Source organism: Nonlabens sp. Hel1_33_55, assembly GCF_900101765.1.
Classification (GTDB): Bacteria; Bacteroidota; Bacteroidia; order Flavobacteriales; family Flavobacteriaceae; genus Nonlabens.
The window spans coordinates 56,134-70,657 of sequence record NZ_LT627735.1 but is presented as its reverse complement, the minus strand read 5'-3'; the positions used below and the strand labels follow the sequence as shown (position 1 = coordinate 70,657).

The window sequence follows — 14,524 nt, the reverse complement described above, 5'->3', positions numbered from 1 at the left end:
TATGATTGTCCTTAAAAAACGTAGGAATCGCTGTTTTAGTCTAATCTCATTTACAAGCCTTCTTCTCTTGTTAATTTGTAAATTTGCAGGATAATTTTTACCGCAGGAAACCTGCATGATTTGTATGAAAGTAGAAGATTTTTTAGATAATATGGAAGACCAGGATCACTTATCCTCTAACGAGCAAACTCCGTTAAGGGAAGATGCCTTCAAATTATCTGATGCCGAAAAAATAGAATCCATAAAGAAAAACGTCCATGAAATCCTAGTCACATTAGGAATGGACATGACTGACGATAGCTTGAAGGGCACTCCCAACCGCGTGGCAAAAATGTTTGTGAATGAGATATTTGGTGGCTTGCGACCTCAAATGAAGCCCAGCGCATCTACTTTTGAGAACAAGTACAAATACAACGAAATGCTCGTGGAAAAGAACATCGTCCTCTACTCCACTTGTGAACATCACTTATTACCTATAGTAGGTCGCGCTCACGTCGCTTACATATCCAACGGTAATGTTGTAGGCCTTTCTAAAATGAATCGTATTGTTGACTACTATGCAAAACGTCCTCAAGTTCAAGAGCGATTAAATATCCAGATCGTACGAGAGTTACAGCAAGTTTTAAATACAGAAGATGTTGCTTGTGTCATTGATGCTAAGCATTTGTGCGTGAATAGCCGCGGGATACGCGATATTGATAGCAGCACGGTTACTGGCGAGTTCGGCGGGAAATTTAAGGACCCGCAGGTGAAGAGTGAATTTCTGGATTACATAAAACTTGAAACTAAATTTTAATAGAAGCAATAGGTTTTTGAATAGTTCGCTTTCGCGAAAGCGAAACACATCAACAATCATTCACACATCATAAGATCATGGCACTTTACAACCAGCAAAAACTGCGACTCTACAACTCCATCGCCAGCGAGAAACAGGTCTTTGAACCTATTCATGAGGGTCGTATTGGGATGTACGTTTGTGGACCTACGGTTTACAGCAATGTACACTTAGGTAACTGCCGTACGTTCATCAGTTTTGACATGATTTATAGGTATCTGACTCATCTGGGTTATAAGGTACGCTACGTGCGAAATATTACCGACGCCGGTCACCTTACTGACGATGCCGATCAGGGTGAGGACAAAATCTCCAAAAAAGCGAGACTGGAGAAGTTGGAACCCATGGAAGTTGTACAGCAATACACACTGGACTTTCATAACGTGATGAAGCGCTTCAACAGCTTGCCACCTAGTATTGAGCCTACAGCAACCGGTCATATCGTGGAACAAATTGAGATTATTAAGACGATCATGGATAAGGGATATGCCTATGAACGCAACGGTTCTATTTACTTTGATGTTCTGAAATTCAATGAAGATCATCAATATGGAAAGCTTAGCGGCCGCAATCTTGAAGATATGATTGCGAATACACGTGAGCTTGCTGCGCAAAGCGAGAAGGAAAATCCGCAGGATTTTGCTTTATGGAAACAAGCATCGCCGGCTCATATCATGAGATGGCCTAGTCCATGGGGCGACGGTTTCCCTGGATGGCATCTTGAGTGTACGGTCATGAGTTCCAAATATTTAGGTGAGACTTTTGATTTACATGGTGGTGGAATGGATCTTAAATTTCCACATCATGAATGTGAAATAGCACAAGGTGAAGCTGCTCATGGGCATAGTCCCGTCAATTACTGGATGCATGCCAATATGCTTACGCTAGAAGGTAAAAAAATGTCTAAATCCACCGGCAATTCCATTTTACCAGAAGAGTTATTTACGGGCGACAATGACTTCATGGAAAAGGCGTTTTCTCCAGCAGTCGTACGCTTCTTTATGATGCAGGCGCATTATAGATCGGTTTTGGATTTTAGTAACGATGCTATTCTAGCTGCCGAAAAAGGCCTACACAGACTCCAGGAAGCCATTAGTTTGATGGATCATTTAAAGGTTTCAAAATCCTCCAGCGTGGATATAGAATCCTGGGTTCAAAGTTGCTATGATGCCATGAACGATGATTTCAATACACCTATTCTTATTGCAGAATTATTTGAAGGTGCAAAGATGATTCATGCCATTAATGAAGAAAATGAGACAATTTCAGCATCAGATTTAGAGCTTTTTCAAGATACGATTCATTCCTTTTTATATGACGTTCTAGGAATCAAACGCGCGGATGAAACCGATGATATCAACAGTGGCAAACACATGGATGCCGCTATGAAACTTATCATTGATTTACGCGCCACTGCAAGGGCAAGAAAAGATTTTGAAACCAGTGACAAAATCAGGGATGAACTGGCAGCGGCTGGTATTCAATTAAAAGATGGTGCTGACGGCACTACCTTTACTGCTAAATAAATGAAAAATTCAAGAGCAGAAAAGCCTTTGATATGGCTGGTACGATTCTATCAAACCGGTATATCTCCTTTTTTGCCTGCCACTTGTAGATATCAACCTACCTGTTCCCATTATATGATTGAAGCCCTAAAGAAGCACGGCCTTTTCAAAGGTGGCTGGTTGGGAATCAAGCGTATTGCTAGTTGCCATCCTTGGGGTGGCAAAGGTTATGATCCTGTACCGTAACGATTGCTATTGTAGGACTACCAATAGCTAATTAATAATAGTATTTTAGCTCTTTTTAAAACAAATTATGCTGCCACTTAAAGTTATTTGGAATCCGTTGGAAGGTCTTGACCTAGGATTTTTTACCATACATTTCTATAGTCTTTCCTATGTTGTCGCATTTGTTTTGGGATGGTACATTATCAAACCTATATTTATAAAGGACAAAATCAGCCTTGATAAATTGGATCCGTTATTTATGTATACGGTCATAGGTTGTCTTGCTGGAGCTCGCATAGGTCATTACCTTTTTTATGAGACTGAGGTTCTTTTTACTGATCCTTTGCATGTCTTTTTGCCTTTTAAACTTAGTCCGTTTGAATGGACTGGTTTTGCAGGAATGGCGAGTCATGGTGCAGCTATTGGGATCATGATTGCGATGTACTTCTACAGCCGTAAGCATTTGAAAAAGCATATGTTCTGGATCTTAGACCGTATTGTGATTCCTACCGCCATAGGTGGAGCCTTTGTACGTATGGGGAATTTATTGAATAGCGAGATTGTTGGAAAAGTAACTGACGTATCTTGGGCCTTTAAATTTGTAAGAGATACATCTGACCCGGCAGTACGTGATGCGCTCTATTCTACTGGAATTAAAGACACTGATAAAGCGATTGAAGCCGTGGTTAATGATCCACAATATGCTGGATTGTTAGATTCAATTCCTTTTAGACATCCATCCCAGATCTATGAGGCCTTGTGCTATGTAGCGCTGTTTGTTTTACTCTACTTTGTTTATTGGAAAACCGATAAAAAACAAAAAGTAGGTTATATACTAGGATTGTTTTTTGTGGGATTGTTCGTTGCCCGTTTCTTTATCGAGTTTGTCAAAATCAAACAGGTAGAAGGTGGCGAGAACTTTATTTTTGGCCTTAATACTGGGCAGATGTTGAGTATTCCTTTTATTCTGCTTGGATTGTTATTAATGTTTAGACCAGAGAGTTGGTTGAAGCGTGAGGTATAAGCCTAACGAAATTATCATTAGTAAAATGCCTCTAGAACTCTAGAGGCATTTTTTATTGAATCATCGCATGAAAACTGAATAAGGAGATTCTTATGGATTTCTGTCAGCTATCTATTAGCACCTTGTTATAAACCTAAAACGCCTTTAGAAATGCGTAATTAGTCTAAAGCCTCAATGCTCTGAAGGTGATGTAGAAGAACTATAATGATTATTATGACTTACCTGATAAGTAATTGATTCTTTAGGTATGATCTGCTGTATCTAGCAGCTAAGTTTGAATTTGAGTTCGCTTTCGCGAAAGCGAATAGCACAAAATCACAATGCTAGATCATAAAACAAAAAAGCCCGAACGTATCGTTCGGGCTTTGTTTATTCACTAAATAGATTATTATTCTACTTCTTTTTCTGGAATCGCTTTTCTAGGTCTATCCTTAGTCTTTCTCAATGAATCATACATGATAGGAGTTGCAATGAATACCGATGAATAGGTACCTACAACCACACCAATAATCAAGGCAAACATAAAGCCTCGAATGGATTCTCCACCAAAGATGAATATCGCAAGCAATACAATCAAAGTCGTTAACGAGGTGTTCAACGTACGAGAAATCGTACTGCTTATCGCTCCATTAACGGTTCTACCGAAGTCCCAGTTGGTCTTCTCTGCAATAAATTCTCTGATTCTATCAAACACAACCACGGTATCATTCAGCGAGTAACCAATTACCGTTAGGATCGCTGCGATAAATGCTTGGTCAATCTCCATGTTGAAAGGTAAGATCTTATAGGTTGCAGAGAATATTCCCAGTACAATAATCACATCGTGGAATACAGCAGCCACTGCACCCAGTGAGAATTGCCATCTTCTAAATCGGATAAGGATGTAGAGGAATACGACAATCAGTGAGCCGAAGATCGCATACAAAGATCCTGTCAGGATATCATCTGCAATGGTTGGTCCTACTTGGAAGTTGGACATAATTCCATAATCTTTATCTTCCACACTAACATCTGCAAATTGCTCCTGAGTCAAGTCAGCTGGTAAGAATTCTCTCAATGAATTGTAAAGCTTGCTTTCAATATCTGCGCTCACTTCACTGTCCTCACCATCAATACCGTATTTAGTACTAATTGCTAATTGATTTTCAGCACCATAAGTTTTTGCCTCAGCACTACCAAACACGCTAGGGTCACTTAGTATACTAGTAACTTCAGTAGCATTCATGTCTTGGTCAAAACGTATGGTGTATTTACGTCCACCAGTAAAGTCAATTCCAAAGTTCAACTGCAATGTCGCTAGTGAAATAACACTCGCTAGAAGTAAAACTCCTGAAATGGTATAAGCTGTCTTTCTCTTCTTAAGGAAGTCAATATTGATATTAGTAAACCAAGTTTTAGTGAAACTGGTCGTAAATGCCAATGACTTACCGTTTTTACCATAACCATCTATGAATAGTCTTGTAATAAAGATCGCAGTAAACAGAGAGGTCAAAATACCAATCATCAAGGTTGTTGCAAATCCTTGAATAGGGCCTGTTCCAAATATGTAAAGAATCGCAGCAGTCAAGAATGTCGTGATGTTTGCATCCAGAATAGAACTTAATGCGTTATTGAAACCATCCTTTATCGAATCTGCTTGAGATTTTCCTTTGGCAAGTTCCTCACGTATCCTTTCAAAGATCAGTACGTTCGCATCCACCGATATACCAATGGTAAGTACGATACCAGCAATACCAGGCAATGTCAGTACGGCTCCAAACGAAGCCAGCGCTCCAAATATGAACAGAATGTTCACCAACAAGGCAACGTCTGCATACAGTCCAGCTCTACCATAGTAGAAGAACATCCATACCAGTACCAATAATAAGGCAATGGCAAATGACCATAAACCAGAGTTAATAGCTTCCTGACCCAATGATGGGCCTATGATTTCTTTTTGAATAATTTCTGCTCTTGCAGGAAGTTTACCAGCTTTAAGAACGGTGGCAAGATCTTCTGCCTCTGCAACACTAAAATCTCCCGAGATCTGACTGTTACCTCCAGCAATAGGGCCATCGTTGATTCCAGGTGCACTATAAACAGTGCTATCTAAAACAACTGCGACTTGGGTTTGATTTTGAAAAGCTTCAGTGGTCATTTCTTCCCAGATCTTAGCACCTTCACTATTCATAGACATGCTTACGATAACTTTACCGTTGATGTCATAATCTTGTTTTGCGTTGGTAATTACTCCACCAGAAAGTGGCGCTTCACCTTGTGCATTAGAACGAACTGCATAAAGGTCGATCAACTCATAACCCAACTCGTCATTCAATTCAGGTCGTCCCCAGATGAACATAGCGTAACGCTGGGAAGGATCTAGTTTTGCTTTCGCTTGTGGATCGTTTAGATACCCTTGAATCAGTTGTCTATCAGAAGCTCTAAAAGTCGCAATGATAGGACCAGATCCATTTCCAGGAGCTAGTACTCTTGATAGTATTGGATTAGCATCATACTGAGCATCGTCAATTTCATAAATAGAATCCTCACTGTCAATTTCATTATCGCTCAAAAGATCTTCAAGAGAAGTGTCGTTTTGAGGTGTTTGAATTTCAGTAGAATCTACATTTTCTTCTACCGCAGTAGAGTCTGTAACTACATCACCTTTCTCACTGGCAATTTTATCTGCCCAGTAACTATCTGCAGCTACTAAATAAGGAGCAATTTCTCCAGCTTTATAAACATGCCAGAACTCTAGTAATGCAGTCCCAACAAGTAAGGATTCAACACGCTTGATATCTCTTTCACCAGGCATTTCAATCAGGATTCTACCTGTATTACCCAATTGCTGGATATTAGGCTGTGTTGTACCAAATTTGTCGATACGCTTTCTCAATACATCAAAAGCACTAACCATATAGGATTGTAACTCTTCTCTTAGAACTGGCTCAACATCACCATTAGACATGTCAAAGTCAATACGGCCTTCCATTTCCTGGTTAGCAAAAATATCCGGTGAGGCTAACTGCGCACCATCAATAGAATTGAACTCTTCAATGAAGTAGTCATAGTAGCTTTGCTGTCCATCCTTGACGCGCTCATCTGCGCGGTCCAGTGCATTGCGGAAATCTCCATCAGTAGAACCGTCTGCCATTCCTATTAATAGGTCACGAACAGAAATCTGAAGAATTACATTGATACCACCTTTAAGGTCCAGACCTTTTTTAAGCTCATTATCCTTAGCACCTGCATAAGTCGTGTAGCCACCCCAAACGTCCTTGCTCGCGACAGAATCTAGATATCTTTTTCTAGCTTCCTCGATAAGCGTTGAAGAATTGGGAGCGTCTGCATCAACAACTCTTTCGGCATAAGCTTCTGCATCATTTTCAACCTTATTGGTAATGAAAGTGTACGTAAGCTGGTAGATACACACAATTGCAAAAATGATCGCAAAGAATCTGATCAGTCCTTTATTTTGCATTCTTTAAATCTTTAATTGTTGTTAAAATTTGAACGAGCAAATATAGGCTTTCGAGTATCTTTTAGCAATTAAAATTTAAATCGCAACCCTACTGAAATACAATGAGTTAAAATTTATTTCTAGGCTTGTGCGGTGTTCGCTTTAGCGAAAACGTACATTCCACAATGTCCTTACCTAGCAACGATCATTGAGAAAGTGGCAAATTCATTCCATAAAAAAACCGCTCCTGAAGAGCGGTTTTGTATATAAATTTAGTTTTTTACAATAGGTCGTTAGTCGCCTTAACGCCTTCTGCGCTCTTATGTAGATGCTCTTTTTCTGCATCAGAAAGTTCGATCTCTACGATCTTCTCTATTCCATTTGCTCCTAATACTACCGGAACACCTATACAAAGATCAGATAAACCATACTCACCGTCAAGAAGTGTACTACATGGGAAGATTTTCTTCTGGTCGCAGGCAATAGCTTGTACCAGTCCAGAAACCGCAGCACCTGGAGCGTACCATGCACTTGTACCCAATAATTTAGTTAATGTAGCTCCACCAACTTTAGTATCTTCCATCACTTGATTCAAGCGATCTTCACTTAAAAATTCGCTTGCAGGAACACTATTGCGGGTTGCTAGTCTTGTTAATGGCACCATACCGGTATCACTGTGACCACCTATCACCATGCCGTCTACATCAGATATTGGAGCTTCAAGAGCCTCCGCAAGTCTGTATTTGAAACGTGCACTATCTAGAGCGCCACCCATTCCTATAATTCTGTGTTTAGGAAGTCCAGTTGATTGGTGAGCTAGGTATGTCATCGTATCCATTGGGTTGGAAACCACGATCAAAATCACGTCTGGTGATTCTTTTACAATACTCTCTGAAACCGATTTCACGATCCCAGCATTAATTCCTATCAATTCTTCACGAGTCATACCAGGTTTACGTGGTATTCCTGATGTAATTACAGCGATATGGCTACCAGCAGTTTTTGAATAATCGTTGGTCACACCAGTTATTTTAGTGTCAAAACCATTAAGGGATGCGGTCTGCATCAAATCCATGGCCTTACCTTCTGCAAATCCTTCCTTGATATCCAGCAAGACGACTTCGCTAGCAAAATTCTTTATAGCGATATATTCTGCACAACTTGCGCCTACAGCGCCTGCTCCTACTACGGTAACTTTCATAAAATGTGTTTAAATGTTGATTAATAATTTCGCTTTCGCGGAAGCGAACTCTTTACAATCCATAAAGATATTGAAATAGGATTTATTTATAATTAAATCTATCTCAAAGGTTGGCAAAGCCGATCAGTTTCAAGGTTTTGAAAAAATGTTCTAAAATTTGAAGGCTATCGCACCGTTAAGGGTATCAAATTCTCCAAAGGTGTAACCCGCATTGATCTGGAAAAAGCCGAGAGTCAGTTTTGTCCCAACAGTTCCTAACATGGAGCTAACGTCTGTCTTAACAGATATAGGGTCTTCAAAGGTTTGACCAATCGGGAAAATACTGCCAGAGCTGCGCACGGTATAGGTTCCCAACAAATCGGTTTCTGTCGTACCGGCGTTGAAATTCACACCACCGTAAAAGTTGAGCACTTTAAAGTCTGTTCCCGCGATTAATGAAAGTGTCAAACTACCAGATTTAGTTTCCAGCCGCTGATCCTCGCCATCTACCACGGCACCATCCTCAAAATCATACATGGCGTCAAGCACACTATAACCTGCCAAAACCGAAACCTCAACCGGCAACACATCGTTTTTATCCAGTACATCTGATACCTGCCACTGGATGGCACCACCATAAATGGCGATTTCTGCTTCATCAATTTGGGTTCTGGGAACAAATCTTGCCTTGAGCTCGAGTCCAGCACCTAGCCCAAATCCTGCCTGAATGAAAGCAGATGGAACAACATCGACACCTGCATCGCCCAGACCTTGAGGCAATTCAATCACAGAGCGATCTGTTTGAATGCCGGTAGTGCGGTCTCTGGTTATTATGACAAGTGATTGTGATGGATCATTTTGACCCAATGCGGTAGCAATTAATCGTGGAGTTGTAGAATCATCTCCAAAGGTCACGGTAACATCTGCCGGCGGATTATTGGTATTGTCATAGGAATTCTGAATAATATCCTGATATACTAAAGGATCCAATAGAAAGGACTTGTCTTCATCTTTTGAGAATGTAGCTTGTGCTCTCACAATGAAATTAAACTTTCCTTTAGGAAGTACACGAGCATCGTCATACCAACCAGCAGATAGATTATATGAAAAAGCTTCTGCGGCTGGTTCTGTGTAGGAATTTGTGAATAATGCCGCAGCTTCAACTCCTGCAGCTAATACGTCAGAAATTCCATCTTGGGCTTTTGATAAATTAAATGATATCAATATTGCTAGGGTGACAATATATTTTTTCATGTTTAATGATTTAGGGTTGATCAATAAACGAAAAAATCCTGCATCTAGTTCAAGATGCAGGATTCTTTTAGTTCAATCGACAAACGGTTATGCGTCGATATTTGCGTAAATGGCGTTTTTCTCAATGAATTCCCGACGAGGCGGAACTTCATCACCCATAAGCATAGAGAATACACGATCTGCTTCAGGAAGACTCTCGATCGTAATTTGTCTCAAGGTTCTGAATTCAGGATTCATGGTAGTGTCCCACAATTGATCTGCATTCATTTCTCCCAAACCTTTATAACGTTGGATAGCGGCTGATCCACCAAATTCTTCATTGATTTCATCACGCTCTTTATTGGACCAAGCATAACGTTTTTTAGAACCTTTTTTAAGTAGGTACAATGGTGGTGTTGCGATATATATGTAACCTTTCTCCACCAACTCTCTCATGTATCTAAAGAAGAAAGTCAAGATCAAAGTTGCAATGTGGGAACCATCAATGTCCGCGTCACACATGATGACTACCTTGTGATAACGTAGTTTATCAAGATTCAAAGCTTTTGAATCTTCTTCAGTACCAATAGTTACTCCTAAAGCGGTATATATATTACGGATTTCTTCATTTTCAAAAACTTTGTGTTGCATGGCTTTCTCAACGTTGAGAATCTTACCACGCAATGGCATGATCGCTTGGAAATTACGGTCACGTCCCATTTTTGCCGTTCCACCCGCAGAATCTCCCTCAACAAGGAATACTTCACAGATTTCTGGATCTGTTTCTGAGCAGTCAGAAAGTTTACCTGGCAATCCACCACCGCTCATTACGGTTTTGCGTTGCACCATCTCGCGAGCTTTGCGAGCTGCGTGTCTAGCAGTTGCAGCAAGAATTACTTTTTGAACAATCGTTTTAGCATCTGCTGGATTCTCTTCAAGGTAATCTTCCAACATTTGAGAAACTGCCTGAGAAACGGCGCTGGTCACCTCACGGTTACCCAACTTGGTCTTCGTCTGTCCTTCAAATTGCGGCTCTTGAACCTTTACCGATATGATAGCCGTCAAACCTTCTCTAAAGTCATCTCCAGAGACATCAAACTTCAACTTATCCAATAGTCCAGAAGCATCTGCATACTTCTTTAATGTAGTTGTCAATCCACGACGGAATCCACTTAAATGCGTACCACCTTCATGCGTATTGATATTATTTACATAGGAATGCAAATTCTCTGAATAACTATCGTTGTAGATCATTGCGACCTCAACAGGTATATCATTTTTCTCACCTTCCATCGAGATAACATCTGCAATGATTGGGTGACGTGTGTCGTCTAGGAAACGGATAAATTCTTTTAATCCTTCTTCTGATTGGAACACCTCTTCAATGATATTACCGTTCTCGTCTTTGACGCGGCGATCTATTAGTACAATGCGTATTCCTTTATTTAAAAAAGAAAGTTCACGCAGGCGATTGGCTAGCGTTACATAATTGTACTCTACTGTTTGTTGGAAAATCGATCTGTCTGGTAAAAAAGTAATGACCGTACCGCGTTTATCAGTAGTTCCTGCCTCTCTTACAGGATACATGGCTTTACCACGTTCATACTCTTGCTCGTAAATCTTACCATCACGATAAACGGTTGCTTTCAAATGATCAGAAAGAGCATTTACACAACTCACACCTACACCGTGAAGTCCACCGGAAACCTTATAGGAATCCTTATCAAATTTTCCACCTGCACCTATTTTAGTCATTACAACTTGTAGTGCAGACACGCCTTCTTTCTTGTGAATATCTACAGGTATACCACGACCATCATCAGTCACGGTTACACTGTTATTCTCATTAATAATAACCTCGATATTATCACAATGACCAGCTAGTGCCTCGTCAATGGAGTTATCGACTACTTCATAAACTAAGTGGTGCAATCCACGTGTTCCCACATCACCAATATACATGGACGGACGCATGCGCACATGCTCCATTCCTTCCAATGCCTGAATCTGGTCAGCACCGTAATTTTTCTTGTTATCCTCGCTCATAAAATCCTTGTAAATTTTGCTATACTGCGTAATAAACAAATATAGTGAACCATTAGTGTTTATAGGTTGTTTGACGTTATTAGCCTTGTTAAGTTATTAACAAATTATTAATAATGAACGGCAATATTATTGAAGAATATTTGTTGTACTAAAAAATCCAAAACATGAAAATTTTAATTCCTTTTTTCAGCCTGTTGTTTATTAGCCAATTGACCACAGCACAAGACCTTGCTTTCACTGGCTTGGATAAGAGTCCGCTAGATGTAGTGATGTACCGTGGCGACGATCAGGCCGCAATAGCACGTATCATTTATAGCAGGCCTGCAAAGAAAGATCGTGTTGTTTTTGGTAAGTTAGTTCCTTATGGTCAAGTCTGGAGAACTGGAGCTAACGAAGCTACTGAAGTTACCTTCTACAAAGATGTGATAATTAATGACGAGACTATTGAAGCTGGTACCTATAGCATATTTACCGTACCAGATGAAGATCAATGGAAGTTTATCCTGAATGGACAGACCACGCAATGGGGAACGAGATATGATAATCAATATGATGTTTTCACAACAGAAATGAATGTATCATCAGCTCCTGAAACGATCGAGAATTTTTCTATCAGAATTATCGAGGAGATTGATGGCGGTACCATTTTTATGGGTTGGGACGACCGCATTGCAAGCCTACATTTTGATGTAGCTAGCGAGGACTAGGGAATATTCAAGTATTTATGTGTTTGTAGGGAAACCCGCCATTCTGGGTTTTCCATTACAAACTCCGTGATTAACGGTATCATTTTTTCCCGCACAGACCATTCTGGTTGCAAGAATAACTGACAGTTTGCAGAGACTTTTTGGGATTCCGCTTTCGCGAAAGCGAAATCATTTTTATTATAAACGATAACCTTAAGCTCGTTTGCTTTTTTATAGATTTCTGGAACGGGCATCTTAATCTTTTTGGGAGATAGGCAAATCCAGTCCCAAATCCCAGTCAAAGGATAAGCGCCGCTCGTCTCTATATGGACCGTCATATCGCGATCCTTGAGCGCCCTGGTCAACGGTTGCATGTTCCACGTCAATGGCTCACCACCGGTTATCACAATCGTTTTACTCCACTTATCTGCATGGTCAACAATTTGCTCAATGGATGTAGGTGGATGAGTTTCTGCATTCCAGCTTTCTTTTACATCGCACCAGTGGCACCCTACATCACAACCACCTATTCTTATAAAATAGGCCGCTGTTCCCGTGTGAAATCCTTCACCTTGAATGGTGTAAAATTCTTCCATGAGTGGCAACATTAGCCCTGCGTTCACCTTATTTTCAATCGTCTCTTTCATGCGGCTGCAAAAATAATTAATTATGGTCTACTAGGAAAAGTTTGAGTGGTTTAAAGGCAATAGCATTTGGATGTTGATTTTGTTTTCTATAGCCGAGAACACTCTTCTTTTCAACCACTTGATTTTCTTTTACTTTTGCTTCAAATCATAATCCATGTCCAGAAAAGAAGATTTTGTAAAAAGCATTCAAGAAGGTTACAATCCCAAAGGAGCATCCATTATCATGGGTGCAGCGATGCTTGACGGCCAAGCCATTACTGGCTCTCACGTCAAAATCCCTTTAAAAACCATGAACCGTCATGGTTTAATAGCTGGAGCCACTGGAACTGGTAAAACCAAAACACTACAAATTATTGCCGAGCAGTTATCACAACATGGTGTGCCTTCCTTATTGATGGACATTAAAGGTGACCTATCTGGTATTGCTGCCGCAAGTGAAGGACATGTAAAGATTGATGAACGTCATGAGATGATAGGTCTCGATTTTAAAAAGCGATCCAGCCCAACAGAAATTCTAACCATATCAGAGCAGGAAGGTGTACGCATGCGTGCCACGGTTAGCGAATTTGGACCAGTCCTACTTTCCCGTATACTTGACGTCACTGAAACTCAAGCGGGAATTATTAGCGTCGTTTTCAAATACTGTGACGATAATAAATTGCCATTGCTGGATCTACGTGATCTTAAAAAGGTATTACAATTTGCCACCGGTGCTGGAAAAGAAGAGTTTCAAGCAGAATATGGTCGTATATCAACTTCATCTACCGGCGCTATCATGCGTAAGTTGGTGGAGTTGGAACAGCAAGGCGCTGAACTGTTTTTTGGTGAGCGTAGTTTTGAGGTGAAAGATCTAGTACGAAAAGATAAAAACGGACTTGGATATGTAAATGTGATTCGGCTTACAGATATTCAGGATAGGCCCAAATTGTTCTCAACTTTTATGTTGAGCCTACTGGCAGAAATCTACAGTACATTCCCAGAACAAGGTGATAGTGATAGACCGGAATTAGTACTCTTTATTGATGAAGCGCATTTGATTTTTGATAATGCTAGTAAAGCTTTGCTTGATCAAATCGAGAGCATCGTAAAACTGATTCGGTCTAAAGGAATTGGCCTTTATTTCGTCACTCAAAACCCAACCGATATACCAGAAGGCGTTTTGAGTCAGCTAGGTTTGAAGGTGCAGCATGCCTTACGTGCCTTCACAGCAAAAGACCGTAAAGCGATCAAACTGACGGCACAAAATTATCCGATCACAGAATTCTATGATACCGCAGAAGTTTTGACTTCGCTAGGAATAGGTGAAGCCTTTATATCGGCATTGGATGAAAAAGGTAGACCTAGTCCACTTGCAGCAACATTATTGCGCGCACCAGAAAGCCGCATGGATGTATTGACAGACCGCGAACTGGATGACCTCATCGCAGACTCTGAACTAACGGACAAGTACAACGAGTCCATCAATCGTGAGAGTGCTGAGGAAATGCTGCAGGAGAAAATGGATAAAGCACATGAGGATGAGATTAAAGAAAAAGCAAAGAAAGAGCGAGCCAAAACTTCAAGCTCCAGTTCTTCTGGAAGGAGAAGCACAAGACAAAACCCAATTATCAAAGTTTTGACCAGTGCTACTTTTATTAGAGGTGTATTAGGAATTCTGGGTAAGGCGATGAAGTAGCCATAACTATTATTCTCGCGCTCTTAATC

General features: G+C 40.4%; 11 protein-coding genes. 6 read left to right on the top strand and 5 right to left on the bottom strand.

Going from position 1 to position 14,524, the window contains the following annotated elements; genetic code table 11:
* The first annotated feature begins 124 nt into the window (after positions 1 to 124).
* The 4 genes from folE (at position 125) to lgt (ending at position 3,589) form a co-directional block, all read left to right on the top strand.
* Positions 125 to 796 carry a GTP cyclohydrolase I FolE gene (folE, locus tag BLO34_RS00270; RefSeq protein WP_090756331.1) on the top strand — a complete coding sequence of 224 codons (672 nt, stop codon included), beginning with the start codon at positions 125 to 127 and terminating at the stop codon, positions 794 to 796.
* Between the two features lie 77 nt (positions 797 to 873).
* Complete coding sequence (cysS, locus tag BLO34_RS00265) at positions 874 to 2,361, top strand: cysteine--tRNA ligase (protein ID WP_090751543.1); 1,488 nt, start codon at positions 874 to 876, stop codon at positions 2,359 to 2,361.
* Positions 2,362 to 2,586, top strand: a complete 225-nt coding sequence (yidD, locus tag BLO34_RS00260; protein WP_090751542.1) for a membrane protein insertion efficiency factor YidD — start codon at positions 2,362 to 2,364, stop codon at positions 2,584 to 2,586.
* A gap of 67 nt (positions 2,587 to 2,653) precedes the next feature.
* Positions 2,654 to 3,589: a prolipoprotein diacylglyceryl transferase gene (lgt, locus tag BLO34_RS00255; RefSeq protein ID WP_090751540.1), complete on the top strand. Its 936-nt coding sequence runs from the start codon at positions 2,654 to 2,656 to the stop codon at positions 3,587 to 3,589.
* Between the two features lie 388 nt (positions 3,590 to 3,977).
* On the opposite strand, the gene secDF is transcribed toward lgt, so the two are convergent.
* The 4 genes from secDF to gyrB all read right to left on the bottom strand — a co-directional run bounded on the left by secDF (position 3,978) and on the right by gyrB (position 11,487).
* Positions 3,978 to 7,049 carry a protein translocase subunit SecDF gene (gene secDF / locus BLO34_RS00250; protein WP_090751538.1) on the bottom strand — a complete coding sequence of 1,024 codons (3,072 nt, stop codon included), beginning with the start codon at positions 7,047 to 7,049 and terminating at the stop codon, positions 3,978 to 3,980.
* Between the two features lie 259 nt (positions 7,050 to 7,308).
* A complete protein-coding gene (gene mdh, locus BLO34_RS00245) occupies positions 7,309 to 8,229 on the bottom strand; it encodes a malate dehydrogenase (protein ID WP_090751536.1) in 921 nt (306 codons plus the stop codon).
* A gap of 150 nt (positions 8,230 to 8,379) precedes the next feature.
* Positions 8,380 to 9,462 carry a DUF6588 family protein gene (locus BLO34_RS00240; RefSeq protein ID WP_090751534.1) on the bottom strand — a complete coding sequence of 361 codons (1,083 nt, stop codon included), beginning with the start codon at positions 9,460 to 9,462 and terminating at the stop codon, positions 8,380 to 8,382.
* Between the two features lie 87 nt (positions 9,463 to 9,549).
* A complete protein-coding gene (gene gyrB / locus BLO34_RS00235) occupies positions 9,550 to 11,487 on the bottom strand; it encodes a DNA topoisomerase (ATP-hydrolyzing) subunit B (RefSeq protein ID WP_090751532.1) in 1,938 nt (645 codons plus the stop codon).
* 164 nt (positions 11,488 to 11,651) lie between these two features.
* On the opposite strand from gyrB, the gene BLO34_RS00230 reads away from it, so the two are divergent.
* Positions 11,652 to 12,194, top strand: a complete 543-nt coding sequence (locus BLO34_RS00230) for a DUF2911 domain-containing protein (protein ID WP_090751530.1) — start codon at positions 11,652 to 11,654, stop codon at positions 12,192 to 12,194.
* On the opposite strand, the gene BLO34_RS00225 is transcribed toward BLO34_RS00230, so the two are convergent.
* Positions 12,191 to 12,820, bottom strand: a complete 630-nt coding sequence (locus tag BLO34_RS00225) for a 7-carboxy-7-deazaguanine synthase QueE (RefSeq protein ID WP_090751528.1) — start codon at positions 12,818 to 12,820, stop codon at positions 12,191 to 12,193. The two genes, BLO34_RS00230 and BLO34_RS00225, sit on opposite strands and share 4 nt — an antisense overlap.
* 154 nt (positions 12,821 to 12,974) lie before the next feature.
* On the opposite strand from BLO34_RS00225, the gene BLO34_RS00220 reads away from it, so the two are divergent.
* Positions 12,975 to 14,495, top strand: a complete 1,521-nt coding sequence (locus tag BLO34_RS00220; protein WP_090751526.1) for a helicase HerA-like domain-containing protein — start codon at positions 12,975 to 12,977, stop codon at positions 14,493 to 14,495.
* The last annotated feature ends 29 nt before the right edge of the window (positions 14,496 to 14,524 follow it).